General features: G+C 73.8%; 12 protein-coding genes. 7 read left to right on the top strand and 5 right to left on the bottom strand.

Going from position 1 to position 14,788, the window contains the following annotated elements; genetic code table 11:
• A partial coding sequence (locus CIB93_RS35500; protein WP_096632913.1) for a serine/threonine-protein kinase occupies positions 1-1,382 on the top strand: 1,382 nt, incomplete at its 5' end.
• A gap of 120 nt (positions 1,383-1,502) precedes the next feature.
• Entirely contained in the window at positions 1,503-2,717 is a 1,215-nt protein-coding gene (locus CIB93_RS35495; protein WP_096632912.1) for an NADH:flavin oxidoreductase, read from the top strand.
• On the opposite strand, the gene CIB93_RS35490 is transcribed toward CIB93_RS35495, so the two are convergent.
• From CIB93_RS35490 to CIB93_RS35470, 5 genes are all read right to left on the bottom strand, one after another.
• Positions 2,701-3,726 carry a D-alanyl-D-alanine carboxypeptidase family protein gene (locus CIB93_RS35490; RefSeq protein WP_373558837.1) on the bottom strand — a complete coding sequence of 342 codons (1,026 nt, stop codon included), beginning with the start codon at positions 3,724-3,726 and terminating at the stop codon, positions 2,701-2,703. The two genes, CIB93_RS35495 and CIB93_RS35490, sit on opposite strands and share 17 nt — an antisense overlap.
• 115 nt (positions 3,727-3,841) lie before the next feature.
• Positions 3,842-5,116: a HAMP domain-containing sensor histidine kinase gene (locus CIB93_RS35485; protein ID WP_096632915.1), complete on the bottom strand. Its 1,275-nt coding sequence runs from the start codon at positions 5,114-5,116 to the stop codon at positions 3,842-3,844.
• Between the two features lie 29 nt (positions 5,117-5,145).
• On the bottom strand, positions 5,146-5,919 hold the full coding sequence (gene cseB / locus CIB93_RS35480) for a two-component system response regulator CseB (RefSeq protein WP_096632911.1): 774 nt from the start codon (positions 5,917-5,919) through the stop codon (positions 5,146-5,148).
• Positions 5,920-5,939: 20 nt separating this feature from the next.
• Positions 5,940-6,935: an endonuclease/exonuclease/phosphatase family protein gene (locus CIB93_RS35475; RefSeq protein ID WP_373558836.1), complete on the bottom strand. Its 996-nt coding sequence runs from the start codon at positions 6,933-6,935 to the stop codon at positions 5,940-5,942.
• A 226-nt stretch (positions 6,936-7,161) separates the two neighbouring features.
• A complete protein-coding gene (locus CIB93_RS35470) occupies positions 7,162-8,106 on the bottom strand; it encodes a carbon-nitrogen hydrolase (protein ID WP_096632910.1) in 945 nt (314 codons plus the stop codon).
• A gap of 173 nt (positions 8,107-8,279) precedes the next feature.
• Here CIB93_RS35470 and CIB93_RS35465 point away from each other — a divergent pair, with 173 nt between their 5' ends.
• The 5 genes from CIB93_RS35465 to CIB93_RS35445 all read left to right on the top strand — a co-directional run.
• Entirely contained in the window at positions 8,280-9,356 is a 1,077-nt protein-coding gene (locus CIB93_RS35465) for a LacI family DNA-binding transcriptional regulator (protein ID WP_096632909.1), read from the top strand.
• A gap of 233 nt (positions 9,357-9,589) precedes the next feature.
• Complete coding sequence (locus CIB93_RS35460) at positions 9,590-9,775, top strand: plantaricin C family lantibiotic (RefSeq protein ID WP_096632908.1); 186 nt, start codon at positions 9,590-9,592, stop codon at positions 9,773-9,775.
• A 101-nt stretch (positions 9,776-9,876) separates the two neighbouring features.
• Positions 9,877-12,903: a type 2 lanthipeptide synthetase LanM family protein gene (locus tag CIB93_RS35455; protein ID WP_096632907.1), complete on the top strand. Its 3,027-nt coding sequence runs from the start codon at positions 9,877-9,879 to the stop codon at positions 12,901-12,903.
• Positions 12,904-13,004: 101 nt separating this feature from the next.
• Positions 13,005-13,205, top strand: coding sequence for a class II lanthipeptide, LchA2/BrtA2 family (locus CIB93_RS35450; RefSeq protein ID WP_096632906.1), 201 nt, complete (start codon positions 13,005-13,007; stop codon positions 13,203-13,205).
• Between the two features lie 136 nt (positions 13,206-13,341).
• Positions 13,342-14,788, top strand: a 1,447-nt coding sequence (locus CIB93_RS35445) for a type 2 lanthipeptide synthetase LanM (protein WP_143660127.1), incomplete at its 3' end; no start/stop codon positions are given.

Below are 14,788 nucleotides of genomic sequence, written 5' to 3'. Positions count from 1 at the left end.
TGATCGACGCCGAGGCGGACGGCACACCGCCCTGGCTGGCGACGCTGTACGTTCCCGGGCCCGCCCTGGACGCCGCCGTCGCGCGGCGCGGACCGCTGCCGGTACCCGCGGTGCTGTGGCTGATGGCCGGGGTGGCCGAGGCGTTGCAGGCGATCCACGGTGCGGGGATCGTGCACCGGGACCTGAAGCCGTCCAACGTACTGCTGGCCGCCGACGGGCCGCGCGTGATCGACTTCGGCATCTCACTGACCTCCGGCGTGACCGCGCTGACGGCCACCGGCGCCACCGTCGGCACGCCCTCCTACATGGCTCCCGAGCAGGCGTCCTCGGGTGAGATCACAGCGGCGACCGATGTCTTCTCACTGGGCCAGACGGCGGCGTTCGCGGCGTTGGGCAGACCGCTGTACCGAGGCGGCTCCTCGGTCGGCGTGCTCTACCAGATCGTGCACTCCCGGCCCGACCTGTCACCTCTTCCCGACGAGATCCGCCCGTTGATCGCCCGGTGCCTGGCCGCCGACCCCGAGGAGCGGGCCACCCCGGCGGAGGTCGTGGAGCAGTGCCGGAAGCTGCTGGGCGCGGACGCCGAGGCGGGGGCGGGGCCTGCCGTGTGGCGGGAGGTCAGGGGTACGGAGGTGACAATTCCGCCTCCGGTCGCCGACCCCACCCCGGTGCGTACGCTGCTGTTGGCCGATCGGCCGCCGCAGCCCGGCGGGCCGGACGGGCGGCAGGCCCCGGAACGGACGCGGGCGCGCAGGTGGCGTACCGCGCTGATCGGCGCGGCCGCCGTGACGTCCGCGGCCCTGCTGACCGGGCTGACCTGGACCGTCCTCGACGCGACGAACGGGTTCCGCGACCGGGGCGCGACCGCCTCGGGCGGGCCGTCAGCACCCGGGGACCCGTCGGGGTCGGGGTCGAGGTCGGGAGCGGAGTCGGAGTCGGGGGGCGGTGACCCCGCGCCGGACGCTTCGAGCGCCTCCCCGGCCGGACCCACGGCATGGCAAGCCGTCCCCTACCCCCTCCAGATGCTGACCGAGAAGAACTCGCTCGCCCTCAAGGAGCCGGTCGACCGCGAGGACCGCGAGGGGGACCTCCGCTTCGTCTGTCAGCAGACCGGTTGCGCGCTGGAGAGCGACACCAGCGTGGTCGCCCTGCGGTACGGCAAACCGGGGGCCTCCCTCGAAGAGTGCCGTACGTTCCTCCGCGGCGCCGACAGCCGCCGCCTCCCCCTGGCCGCCGCGGCTTCGGGCAGCGAGATCTGCGTCCGGCACCCCTCGGGGGACATCGCGCTGTTCGTGATCCAGGTGAAGTCGACCGCGCTGCCCGGGAGCGGGCACAGCTTCGTCACCGGTGACCTGACGGTCTGGCGTGCGGAGAGTCCGTAAGCCGTAGGGCGTAAGGGCCCGCGCCGAGACCTTGGCCACATCCGGCCGGTCCGGGGATGCCTGTGCTGCGGGGGCGTGTTGGGGGCGGGTGGAGACCCCGGCTACGAACAGGACACCGACATGACAGACGACGTGACCACCGACGTGACCGACGTGACCGATGCGACTGGGACAGCAGGCGTCAGTGACGCCGCAGGCCTGGCCGACGATGCTGATGCTGCCGGCAGGAGCGCCGCCCGCGCCGCCGCCGTCCTCTCCCGCCCGTTCTCCGTCCGTGGCCTCACCGCGCGCAACCGCATCGCCATGGCGCCCATGACCCGGCAGTTCGCCCCGGACGGCGTCCCGGGGCAGGACGTGGCCGACTACTACACCCGGCGGGCCGCCGGAGGCGTCGGACTGATCATCACCGAGGGCACCTACGTCGGCCACGACTCCGCCGGGTCCAGCGACCGGGTCCCGCGCTTCCACGGCGAGGAGCCGCTCGCGGGCTGGGCGAACGTCGTGGACTCCGTGCACCGCGCGGGCGGGGCGATCGTCCCGCAGCTGTGGCACGTGGGCGTCACCCGCGACGAGGGCGCCGGGCCGGTGCCGGACGCCGATCCGGTCGGGCCCTCCGGGGTGGCCCTGAACGGCGAGCCCAAGGGGCGCGCCATGTCGCAGCGGGATCTCGACGACGTCGTCGCCGCCTTCGCCGACGCGGCAGCCGCCGCCGAGCGCATCGGCTTCGACGGCATCGAACTGCACGGCGCCCACGGGTACTTGATCGACCAGTTCCTGTGGTCCGGCACCAACCGGCGTACCGACGCCTACGGCGGCGACCTCGTCGCCCGGACCCGCTTCGCGGCCGAGGTCGTGGCCGCGTGCCGCGCGGCCGTGTCCGACGCCTTCCCCATCATCTTCCGGATGTCCCAGTGGAAGGCGGACGCCTACGAGGCGAAGCTCGCCCACAGCCCCGAGGAACTGGACTCCCTGCTCACACCGTTGGCCGAGGCCGGTGTCGACGTCTTCCACGCGTCCACCCGCCGCTACTGGCTGCCCGAGTTCGAGGGCTCCGGCCTGAACCTGGCCGGCTGGGTGAAGAAGATCAGCGGCCTGCCGACCCTCACCGTCGGTTCGGTCGGCCTGGACGGGGACTTCTTCAGCGCCTTTAGGGGCAACGGATCCGCCGTCACCGGCATCGACCAGCTGCTGGAGCGGATGGAGCGCGACGAGTTCGACATGGTCGCCGTGGGACGTGCGCTGATCGCCGACCCGGAGTGGGCGGCGAAGACCCTGCGCGGGCGCCCCGGGGACATCACTCCGTTCTCCGCGGAGATGCTCAGGTCCCTGCGCTGAGAGCGCGGCCGGGCATCCGCTCCGCCGCCGCCGGGAGGTCCGCGCGGATCGCTGTGATCAGGGCGCGGCTCGCCTCGTGGGCGGCGGCGCTGCCCTCCGCGGGGGTGGTGCCCGCGCGCTGGTGCAGGACCACGCCGAGGATCAGGCGGCTGATGCCGGAGACCTTCTGGGTGGTGGCCCAGACGAGGTTGCCGCCCGCGGGGGTGGACGAGCCGGTCTTCAGGCCGATCACCCCGTCGTGCCCGAGCAGTCTGTTGGTGTTGTGCAAGGTCGTACCGGTGCCCGGGGAGGTGACGGACTCGGTGGCCACGATCTCGCGGAACACCGGGTCCTTCATCGCGGCCCGGGCAAGGGTCAGCTGGTCGGCCGCCGTGCTCTTCGTGCTGGCCTCCATACCGCTCACCCCGGTGTACGTGGTGCGGTCCATGCCGAGTCCGGCCGCGGCCTTGTTCATCTTCGCCACGAACGCCGTCTCGTCGCCGGCGTCCCAACGGGCCAGGAGCCGGGCGATGTTGTTGCCCGAGGGCACCATCATCAGCTCCAGCAGCCTGCGTTGGGTGTACGTCCGCCCGGCGAGCACGGGGGCGGTCGTCTCCACCGAGGAGTACGACTCGTTCGCCGCCCGCTCGTCGGCGGCAATGGCCGCGCCGGGGGCGCCCGCCCGTATCGGGTGGTCCTTCAGGATCACGTAGGCCGTCATGACCTTGGTGACGCTGGCGATCGGTACGGGCCGCTGCTCACCCCGGGTGCCGAGGCTGCCGATCCCCTCGACCGCCACACTCGACTGGCCGTCCCGCGGCCACGGCAGGTGCAGGGACTTCGCGATCTGCGCTCCCCCGGACGCCTCGGACGCCTCGCCGAGGGAGCGTCCGCGCTCCGCCCCGTCGCCGAACGCGTACCAGCCGCCCGCACCGACCGCGAGCACCACGGCTACGACACGAAGGACGGTGGTGGTGAAGGGGGTGGTCGGGGCGGTCGGGGTGGTGGGGGCGGTCGGGTCTTCGGGCATGGGCACCTCCAGGGCGCGGACGGGTTTCCCGTACCTGCGTCAGCTTCGAGGAGTCGTATCTCCGGGCCCGTACAGCGCCGTTTCCGTCACCGCGTAAGTGCGTTTCGGTTCCGTATCAGCCGCCGTACCGGCCCTCGTCAGGCTGCCCCGCGCCCAGGTCCAGGGTCGCGACCGCTCCCCCGCCCGGGGCGTTCGCGAAGCTCAGCCGGGCGCCGATCACCCCGGCCTGGCCCTGCGCGATCGTCAGGCCGAGTCCGTGGCCCCGGCCGCGTTCGCTCGCGCCGGTGCGGAAGCGCTGCGGGCCCCGGTCCAGCAGGTCGGGCGGGAAGCCGGGGCCGCGGTCCCGTACGACGATCCGGGCCCCGCCCACCGTCACCTCGACGGGGGCCGCGCCGTGCCGGTGGGCGTTGGCGACGAGGTTGACCACGATCCGCTCCACCCGGCGCGGGTCGGTCTCCACGACCTCGGCATCCCGGACGGTGACCCGGGTGTCCGTGCCCGTACGCCGCACCACATCGGCGACCAGTTCGCCCAGTGGCACCGGGTCGGGGCGGGCCCGCTCGCCGCCCGCGTCCAGGCGGGAGATCTCCAGCAGGTCCTCCACCAGGGCGTTCAGGGCCCGGACCCGGTCCCGTACGAGCGCGGTCGCCTCGTCGGTCTCCGGGAGCAGCCCGGCGGCGGTGACGAGGCCCATCAGCGGGGTGCGCAGTTCGTGCGCGACGTCGGCGGTGAAGCGCTGCTCGTTCTCCAGCTTGCGCTGGAGGGCGGTGGCCATGTCGTCGACGGCCGCCGACATCTCGGTGATCTCGTCGCGGGCCCGCCCGGCCCGGCCGATACGGGCGTCCAGGTCCCCGTCCGCGATCCGGCGGGCGGTACGGGCCCCGTGGCGCAGCCGCCGGTTGATCGGTTCGGTGGCGAGGGCGGCGAGCGGGACGACGACCAGGAGGGCGGCCAGGACGGATTTCGCGATGCTGCGGTCAAGGAGCTGGAGGCTGCGGACCTCGGTGCTCATGTCGTCCCGGACGACCAGGAACGCGTCGCCGCCGACGGCCACGACCCCCCACATCCAGTACCAGTTGGGGGGATCGGCGTCGTACCAGGTGGCGTATCTCCCGCTGGTGTCCGGCTGGTCGGCCAGATTCCGCGCCAGGGGTTCGGGCAGCTCGTGCCCGGCCCGTACGTCGATGTCGGCCGGAGCCTTCCCCGTACGGGAGAACTCCCGCTCGGCGGCGATCAGCCGGGTGAGGGTCCGGTCCTTCCCCACGCTCAGTCCGCGCTCGCGGGTCGCGTCGTGCACCAGGAAGCCGATCACGGCCGCGACCGCGCAGCAGGCGGCGGCGGCCAGTGCGGCGATCTTCCAGCGGAGGGCGCGGGGGTTGAGGAAGTCCAGGTCGGGGGAGTCCACGGGGCGTCAGCCGGTCAGTCCCGGACCAGCTTGTAGCCGAAGCCGCGTACCGTCTCGATCCGGCCGCTGCCGATCTTCTTGCGCAGCCGCAGCACGCACAGGTCCACGACCCGGGTGTCGCCCTCCCAGCCGTAGTCCCAGACGTCCCGCAGCAGCCGTCGGCGGTCGAGCACGGAGCCCGGCGCTGCCACGAACTCCAGCAGCAGGCGCAGTTCCGTGGGCGTCATGGGCACGATCGCCCCGTCCCGGCGCACCTCCATGCCGAGCGTGTCCACGCTGAGGTCCCCGAAGACCAGGACGTGGCCGGGTGCCCTGTCGGGCTTCCCGGGTGCGGGCTCCCGCGCGTCCGGCCGGAACGTGGCGCGCCGCAGCAGAGCGCGGATACGGGCCACCATGACGGCGGTGTCGACGGGTTTGACCACGTAGTCGTCGGCCCCCGCCTCCAGTCCGGCGACCACGTCGAGGGCGTCGCCGCGCGCGGACATCATCAGGACCGGGACCGGGCTTTCCTCGCGGATACGGTGGCAGAGGCCGATGCCGTCCAGTTCGGGCAGCATCACGTCGAGGATCAGCAGGTCGTGGCCGCCCCCACGGAACGCCTCCAGACCGCTGAGCCCGTCGGCGGCCACCGCGACCCGGTAGCCGTAGCGCTCCAGTGCCAGCTGGACGGCACGCCGGATGGCGGCGTCGTCCTCGACCACGAGCACGCTGACGGGGTCCGGTCCCCTGGCTTCCGACACGCTGCCTACCTGGGCTTTCGAGGTCGTGGGTCGCTCGGTCGCTCGCATCGTAGTCGGGGCGCGGCCGGTCACCGGCTCAGCGTCGCCGCGACGGGCAGGTGGTCGCTGCCGGTGGCGGGCAGGGTCCAGGCGGAGCGCGGGGTCATCCCCCGTACCAGGACGTCATCGATCCGCACCACCGGGAACGCGGCGGGCCAGGTGAAGCCGAAGCCGTCGCCCGCCTCGCGCTGCGCGGAGCGCAGCCGGGAGGTGACCGGGGCCAGCGCGGCATCCCGGAACGTCCCGTTGAAGTCGCCCAGCACCACGAGCCGGGGTGCGCGTTCCTCGCGCAGCGCGGCGGCCAGGGCGCGGGCGGCCTCGTTGCGGCGGCCCGTCGTGAACCCGGCCGCCGAGACCCGTACCGACGCGAGGTGGACGGCGTACACGGCGACGGGCCCCTCCGGGGCGCGTGCCGTGGCCCGTACCGCGCGGGTCCACGGCATGATCGGCACCGCCTTCACCTCCTCCAGCGGGTGCTTGCTCCAGAGGCCGACCCCGCCGAGCACCGCGTGGTGCGGGTAGGCGGCGGCCAGCTCGCGGGTGTACGTGGGCGCGGACGCGGCGGACAGCTCCTCCAGGGCCAGTACGTCCGCGTCCGCTGCGGCGAGCACGCGCGCGGTACCGACGGGGTCGGTGTTGCCCTCGTCCACGTTGTGGCTGACCACCGTCAGGTCCCCGGTGCCGGACCGGGCGTCCGCCCGCTTGTCGGTGAGGGCCCCGCCGAAGAGCGTCACCCACACCACGGCGGGCGCGAGGACCGCCACGGCGGCGAGCCGGGACCGGCACACGGCGGCGAGCACGAGGAGGACCGGGACGCTCAGGCCCGTCCAGGGCAGCAGCGTCTGGAAGAGGCTGCCCGCGTTGCCGACGGAGTTCGGAATCCACGCGTGCAGCGCCATCAGCGCGGCCCAGACGACCGCTGCGGCGGCGACCCATCGGGCAGGGCGGCCCCCGCCGGGTGAGGGCGGGTGCGGGGCGGCGGTGTCCGTGGTGGGTTCGGCGGCGGCCTCCGGTGGGCTCAGCACGGCACAGGTCTCCCAACGTCGCGTACACCGGCGATCCGGTACGTCGACAGCCTCCAGGAATCCCGCTTCCGGCTGGTCAGGGCCATGCTTCGGGCACCGCACGGGTGTGTATCAGGTGCGTTTCGGTGTCCGGTGCGGATCGGTGCGCGGGCGCGGGCGCGGGCTCCTGGGCCGGGCCAGGCCCAGGAGCCGCTGCGAGAGGGAGGTGCGGAGGGGGCCGACGGGCTCAGCGGGTCTCGGTGAGCGGGCCGTACGCGTCGGGGCGGCGGGTGGTGAGGAACGGGAACAGCTCCAGCCAGTCGCGGCGGGCGTCGAGGTCGAGGTCGGCGACCAGGACGGCGGGTTCGTCGCGGGGGGCCTGGGCGAGGACACGGCCGTAGGGGTCCACGACGAAGGAACTGCCGTAGAAGGTGAGGCCGTTCTCGGCACCGATGCGGTTGGGCACGATCATGAAGGTGGCGTTGGCGATCGCGTTGCCGGTGATCACCTTCTGCCAGAGCGGCTGGGAGTCGAAGCCGGGGAAGCCGGGCTCGGAGCCGATGGCGGTCGGGTAGACGAGGACGTCGGCCCCGGCCAGGGAGTAGGCGCGCGCGAGCTCCGGGAACCACTGGTCCCAGCAGGTCGGCAGCCCGAAGGCGGCCTCGTCGACCTCGACCAGCGGGAAGGCGTCGTCGCCCGCCGGACCGGCGCGGAACCAGTCGTCCTCGTAGTAGCCCTCGGTGACCGGGATGTGGGTCTTGCGGGTGCGCTGGGCGAGGGTGCCGTCGGGGGCGACGAGGATCGCCGTGTTGTAGCCGAGGCCGTCGTCCTCGCCGCCCGGCGCCGGGGCCTTCTCGTACAGCGAGGCGTGCACGTACACGCCGTGCTCGCGGGCGGCCTCGGCGGCGAACGTGAAGGTGGGACCGGTCAGCAGCTCTTCCGGCGCGGCGGGCTCGGGGTGGTCCGCCCTGCGGACGACAGCGAAGTACGGCGAGAGCGTCAGCTCCTGGAGGCACACCACACGCGCGCCCTCGGCCGCGGCGAGCCGGATGCCCTCCAGCAGCGCGGCGCGGTGCTCGGCCGGGTCCCGGTGCCACCGCTGCTGGACCGCCGCGACGCGCAGGGGGGCGCGCTCGGCGGGGCGGGTGCGGGTCGGGGAGGCGGGCGGGTTGTACGCGGTGATCAGACGCATGGCGGGTTCCAGGGGGGACGGGGGCGGAGGCGGCCACGAACTTCGGACGAGGTGCCGGAACGTTCCGGCACGGACCGAATCTAGCCGTGCCGGAACGTTCCGGCAACCCTCCGCCCCGTACGGTCGCGAACCCCGACGGGGTGTCGCGGGCAACCCCCCTAGACTTCACCCCCGTGACCTCCCGGACCGTGACCCTGCTCGACGTGGCCCGTGCCGCCGGGGTCTCCAAGAGCACCGTGTCCGATGCCCTCCAGGGCTCGGGGCGGGTCGCGGAGGCCACCCGGGACCGGGTCCGCGCGGTGGCGCGGGAGCTCGGCTACCGCCCCAACAGCGCCGCCCGACGGCTGCGCCGCGCCAGTACCGGCGCCGTCGGGCTGTATCTGCCCCAGACGGCGACCCGGCTGGACTACTACATGAACCTCGCCTTCGGCGCCGTGGCGCGCGCCCAGGAGGAGGGGCTCGACGTGGTGCTGCTGGCGCCCGCGGGCGCGGCGAGCGGGCCGGTCGGCTCGCGCGTCGACGGGCTCCTGCTGATCGACCCCGAGGTCGGCGACAGCGCGGTGCCCGGACTGCTCGACGCGGGCGTCCCGGTGGTCACCGGCGAGCGCTACCTCGGCCCGGCCGCCGGCCCCAGCGGCGCCGTGGTCTGCGACAACGCCGCCTCGCTGACCGCCCTCCTCGACCACGTGACCGGGCGCGGCGCCCGCCGCCCCGCCGTACTGGCCCCGGCGGGCACCTCCGCCTGGGCGACCGCGCTGCGCGCCACCGCCGCCTCCTGGGGCCGGGCCCACGGGGTGGAGGTCGCGCTGCGCACCGTGCCGTTCGCGGCGACCCCCGGCGAGGCCGAGGAGGCCACCCGGGCGCTGCTGAGCGCCGACCCCGCCGTCGACGCCGTGATCTGCGCCCCCGACGGCTCCGCCCCCGGCGTCCTGCGCGCCGCGGCCGCCCTCGGCCGGGAGGTCGGCGGAAGGCACGGAACCGACGGAACCGACGGAGGCAGCGGAGACAGCAGCGGAACCGGCGACGGCGGCAGGCTCGGCGGCGCCCCCCTCCTCGTCGCCTCCTGCGTCGACGGCACCGCCACCCGCAGCTCCGAGCCGCCCGTCACCGCCGTCGACCTGCGCCCCGCCGCGTACGGCCGCGCCTGCGCCGAGCTGCTCTGCGACATCCTCGCGGACCGCGCGGCCCCCGACACCGTCCGCGACCACGCCTGGTCCCTGGAGACCCGCGCCTCCACCACGCCCGCCTGAGCGGTCCACCCCAGGCGTCCCGACCGCCCCACCCCCTCCGGTTCCGTCCGCCCGGGCGGGTTTCGGGAGGGTTCACGGACGGGCGGAACGCTCCCCAGGGAGGGGGCGGAACCCGCCCCTGGGCGGGGGTAACCCGATGGCCTGATCCCTAGCGTTCATGGGGTCAACATCCATCCGGAACGGTCCGGCCGCCCCGCGGTCGCGCCGCTCCTCGCGTGAAAGGTGTGAGCCACATGGCGAACCCGAACGTCGGCATCCTCGAAGAGATCGACGACCAGAACCTCGACTCCGTCAGCGCCGCCGGCCAGGGCTGGGGAACCCTCGTGTCCTCCCTGTCCTGCTACGGCGCCAGCTACGTCCTGGGGAACAACGGGAACTTCTGCACCGCGACCGCGGAGTGCCAGAACAACTGCAAGTGACCTTCTGACGCCGGGACTCCACCTCCCGGCGTCACCCCCACTTCCCTTCGCCCAGCCCCCTGCCTCCCGCCCGCCTCCCGCCCGTCCAGGATCCGGTGTTCATGAACAGTCACGACGTCTCCCCCGGCCCCGGCACGTCCGAAGCGCTTCGGACGTATCTGCCGGAGCTGACCGACCCCGTGCTGATCGCGCACGTCGAGGAACGGCTGCGGGCAGCAGCAGGGGCAAGGACAGCCGCCGAGCCGCAACCCCGCCCCGAGCAACCCGCCCCGTACGACCCCTCCCTCGACCCCGACGGGCTCTTCCACGACTACTTCCGGCACTTCGTCGGGCCCTGGACGGACCTCGTGCGCGATGCCGCCGCGCAGTCCTCCCTGGTCGCCGACCCGGAGGCGGTCGTCGACGACTTCCTCGTGCACCAGACCGGACTCGTCTCCCGGCTGATGATCCGCACCCTGGTCGAGGAGCTCCACCAGCGGCGTTCGGCGGGCCTGCTCGACGGGGACAGCCCCGAGGAGCGGTACGCGGCCTTCCGGCGGTGGACCAACAGCGCGTCCGGGCACGGCGAGCTGCTCGGCCGCTACCCGCACCTCTTCCACCTGGTGCACAGCCAGGTCGGCTCCGCCGCCGACTACGTCGTCGAGCTGCTCCGCGAACTCGACTCCGCCGCACCCCGGTTGGGCACCCTGATGCCCGGCGGCGCGGGGGACGCCCGCCTCCAGCGCCTCGTCCTCGGCGAGGGCGACACCCACAACGGCGGGCGGTCCGTCGCACAGGTCCTGTTCACCGACGGCCGCCGGGTCCTCTACAAGCCGCACCCGATCGGCGCGGAGGCGGGCTACAGCTCCTTCGTCTCCTGGATGAACGGGCGGCTCGGCACCGATCTGCCGACCGTCGCCGTGCTGCCGACCGAGCACGGCGGGTTCGTCGAGTTCATCCCCACCGAGGAGTACGCGGGCGAGGAGAAGGACTACTTCGCCCGGATCGGCACCCTCGCGGGCATCCTCTTCCTGCTGCGGGCCACCGACATCCACTTCGAGAACATGGTCTCCTGCGCCGCCGGGCCGGTCGTCATCGACACCGAGACCCTGCTGTCGCCCCGGCTGAACCTCCCCGAGGCGTACGACGACGGGGCCGCCTCCAAGATCGCGGCGCTCACGCTCCGGGAGTCGATCATCGGTTCCGGGCTGCTGCCGCTCGTCGTGCGCGCCGGGGACGACGACCACGGCATGGACATCGGTGCGATCGGCTACGACACCGGCCAGCGTTCCCCGTACAAGTCGCTGAGCCTCCAGAACCCGGGCCGCGACGACATGTTCGTCGGGATGGTCACCACGACGACCACCGCCGCCAACGCCAACCTCGCCGTGCAGCGCGCGGCCCAGCTGCCCGTCAACGACCAACGGGACATCATCAAGCGCGAGTTCAGCCGGGTCCTGCGGTACGCGGCACAGCAGCCGGACGCGGTCGTCCACGCGATCGAGGAGTTCCTCGGCGACGTGCAGTTCCGGCACGTCAACCAGGCGACCATCTTCTACACCCAGTTGCTGCGCATGGCGACGCACCCGCACGCGATGGCCGACCCGGTCGTCCGCGCGGCCGTCCTGAACCGGACCGTCCTGCGCACCGGCGACTCCCCCGAGATCGCTGACGCCGAGGTCCGGCAGATGGCCCGGGGCGACGTCCCCTACTTCTCGTACACCGCCCGGTCCCGCGCGCTCGGCTCCACGGACGGGACGGTCCGGGCCGACGCCCTGGCCGAACCGCCGCTGACCACCGTGCGCGAGCGGATCCACGGGCTCGACGAGGCGGTCATCGAGCGCGAACTGCGCCTGATCGACTTCTCGTTCGTCAACAAGCTGCCGACCGAGCAGGAGGAGACCGGGTTCGTGCCCGTGCGCCCGGCGGGCAGGCCCCCCGTCGCCGTGGACCGGGACCGGTTCGTCCGCGAGGCCGTACGGATCGGGGAGCGGCTGCTCGCGACCCGGGTGGCGAGCACCGAGCCCCGTCACCCGGCGACCTGGATAGCCCCGCAGGTCACCACCGACTCGCAGAGCCAGTGGAGTCCGGGCACCCTCGGCTACGACCTGTACGGCGGCAGCCCCGGGCCCGCCCTCGTCCTCGCCGCCCTGGCCCGCGAGACGGGACGGGCGGACTTCGCGGCGGCGGCGCGCGGCGTGCTGGACCCGGTCGAGGAGCAGCTGCGCGGCGGCGCCCTCGCCGAGCAGGGGGTGTCGGTGGGCGGGATGACCGGGATGGCCGGTACCGCGTACGCCCTCGTCGTGGCCCGTGACCTGCTGGACGAGCCGGAGGCCGGGCGCCTCGGCGAGCTGGCCCGGGAGCTGGCCAGGTGCTCGGGGGCGGAGATCGGCACCGACTTCCTCAGCGGCATGGCGGGCGCGCTGTCCGTCGGCCTCGCGCTGCACGAGCGCGCCACGGACCCCGCCGAGCGGGCGGTCGTCGCGGAGGCGGTCCGCACCATCGCCGCCCGCGAGACCGAGGCGCTCGGCGGCGTCGGGCTCCAGGACCCCCGGGTCACCCCGTACACCGGTTACGCACACGGGGCCATGGGCATCGCGCCCGTACTGCTGCGCTACGGCGCCGAGTTCGACGACCCGGACGTGCACGGGCTCGGGCTGCGCATCCTCGGCGCGGTCCTCGAATCCCAGGCGGAGAGCGACCACGACTGGCCGCGCGTGTGGGGCGAGCCGGAGCGCTCGTACGGCTGGTGCCACGGCGCCCCCGGGATTCTGCTGGGCTCGCTGATGAGCAACCAGCACGCGCCCGGCGCCGTCTCCCGCCCGGTGCTGGACCGGCTGGCGGAGCTGACCCTCGCCCGCGGCTTCGGCAACAACCCGACGTACTGCCACGGCGACCTGGCCGGAGCGGAGATCGTCCGGTTCGGGGAGGACCTGGTCCCGGGACTGTTCGGCGAGGGCACCGGGGGCGGCGGTGCCGAGGACCTGTACCCGCGCCTCTTCGACGAGGTCGTCGAGCGGTACGGGCAGCGCTCGGACACCAAGTACGCGTACACCAACAGCCTCATGGTCGGGGAGGCCGGACTCGCCTGGTCCGTCCTCCACCACCTGGACCCGGGGAGCCACCCCTCCCTGCTGCGCCTCGCCTAGGGCCCGTCCCCGCGGCAGCGCTCCACGAACCGGGCCCGCATCCTGCCGGGCCCTGGCACCACCCATCCACGCAGGAAGAAACAGAACAGAGAGGAACCGTCATGGGCGACATCGCCATGAACGACACCACCGGATACGTCAGCGCCGACGAGCTCGTCGAGCTCGCGGACGCGCCGGACTCGCTGGCCGCGGGCATCACGCCCACCATCGTCCCGGCCACCGCCGTCACCACGGTGATCGTCGGCGCCAGCGCCGCGATGCAGGGCGGCTGCCCGACGAGCGGCTGCACCAAGCGCTGCTGAACCCGCTGAGCCGGTGAGGCGCGGGCGCCCCGGAACCGTTACTTCCGGGGCGCCCGCCCCCACCCTCCCACCCCTGAACACCGCACACACCCCTGAAACGGCGGAAGCCGGCAGACGACGGCAAGAGAGTCCACGAGTGCACCTGAGCGACGCGTTCCTCGACGAGCTGGTCCAGCGCATCACCGAGGAGAGGGCAGACGTATTCGGCGCCTTCTACACGCCGTACCTCCGCGACGGCGCCCAGCGCATCGCCGGGCTCGCCGCCTCCCCCCAGGGCCCGGACGGCATCGACGGCGTGGCGGATCTCGCCGGGGTCGCCGAGTCCGCGCTCCGCTCCCTCATGAGCCACTGCGTCGAGACCGGCGTCCGCACCCTCATCGCCTCCTTCCGCGCCCAGGACACCGGCTACGAGGCGTTCCACACCCACCTCGCCGAGGCCACGGGCCGCGAGGCGGTCCTCGCCCGGTTCCCCGAGCTGGACCGGCTGCTGCGCCTGGTCACCGCCCGTACCGCCCGAACGGTGGCCGACGTGCTGCACGCCGCGGCCGCGGACCGGGCCGAGCTGGAGGTACTCCTCGGCGGGCCCGGCCGCATCGTGTCGCTCACCCCGGGTCTCGGCGACGCCCACCGGGGCGGGCGGACGGTCTGCCTGGTGGTCCGGGACGACGGCTCGCGCGCCGTGTACAAGCCGCAGCAGGACAACTGCCAGCAGCTCCTGACCACCCTGCGCACGCTCCTCGACGCGGACGGTTCCTTCTTCGGGCCGCTGCACCCGCGCACCCTCGTCCGGCCGGCCCACGTCTGGCAGGAGTTCGTCGCGCACGCCGACCTCGACGGGACGGCGGAGCACAGCGCCCGCTACTTCCGGCGCTTCGGCCGGTCCGCCGCGCTCCTGGCCATGCTCGGGGCCACCGACCTGCACCACGAGAACATCATCGCCACCCCCGCGGGGCCGGTCGTCATCGACACCGAGACCCTGGTGTCGCTGCCCAACTCCGCACCGGGACAGCCGGGTTCCGCGGCCGCCGCGCTCAACCTGGACATCGAGCACTCCGTCCTCAACACCCTTCTCCTCCCCGCCCGTTACGCCGGGGCCAAGCTGGACGTCGATATCTCGGGGATCGGCTGCGTACGGCCCGAGGCGTCCGAGCACCTCCAGTCGTACGCGGTCGTGGACGCCGGGAGTGACGACATCCGCTTCGACCGCAGCCAGGTCGTCGTCGAGCACGGCGCCAACATGGCCACCGTGGCGGGCGAGCCGCTGGACCCGCGCCGCTGGGCCGACGACCTCGTCGCCGGGTACCGCGAGGCCCACGCCCTGCTCACCGCCCACCGCGCCGCCCTGGAGGAGGCCGTACGGGGCTCCGCGGACTGGGCGGTGCGCCAGGTCGTGAGGCCCACCTATGTGTACGCGCGGTTCCTGGAGGCCTCAACCCACCCCGTGCACCTGGGCAGCAGGCAGGACCGGGCCGAGCTGCTCGGGAAACTGCCGCGCCACTACCGGGGCACGGCTGCGGAGTCGGCGGACGCGGTGCACCGGGAGGAGGTCGCGGCGCTGCTCGACCTCGATGTGCCGTTCTTCA

It is taken from the genome of Streptomyces sp. WZ.A104, from assembly GCF_002382885.1.
Lineage (GTDB): Bacteria > Actinomycetota > Actinomycetes > Streptomycetales > Streptomycetaceae > Streptomyces.
Note: the sequence above shows the minus strand (reverse complement) of the source record. Positions and strands in the feature narration are given on the sequence as shown.

What these genes read in the sequence shown, in the direction of transcription:
- CIB93_RS35490 (WP_373558837.1), bottom strand. Translation starts at nt 3,726, where the DNA reads ATGCCCGAAGACCCGACCGCCCCCACCACCCCGACCGCCCCGACCACC.
- CIB93_RS35450 (WP_096632906.1), top strand. Translation starts at nt 13,005, where the DNA reads ATGGGCGACATCGCCATGAACGACACCACCGGATACGTCAGCGCCGAC.
- CIB93_RS35495 (WP_096632912.1), top strand. Translation starts at nt 1,503, where the DNA reads ATGACAGACGACGTGACCACCGACGTGACCGACGTGACCGATGCGACT.
- CIB93_RS35455 (WP_096632907.1), top strand. Translation starts at nt 9,877, where the DNA reads ATGAACAGTCACGACGTCTCCCCCGGCCCCGGCACGTCCGAAGCGCTT.
- cseB (WP_096632911.1), bottom strand. Translation starts at nt 5,919, where the DNA reads ATGCGAGCGACCGAGCGACCCACGACCTCGAAAGCCCAGGTAGGCAGC.
- CIB93_RS35460 (WP_096632908.1), top strand. Translation starts at nt 9,590, where the DNA reads ATGGCGAACCCGAACGTCGGCATCCTCGAAGAGATCGACGACCAGAAC.
- CIB93_RS35470 (WP_096632910.1), bottom strand. Translation starts at nt 8,106, where the DNA reads ATGCGTCTGATCACCGCGTACAACCCGCCCGCCTCCCCGACCCGCACC.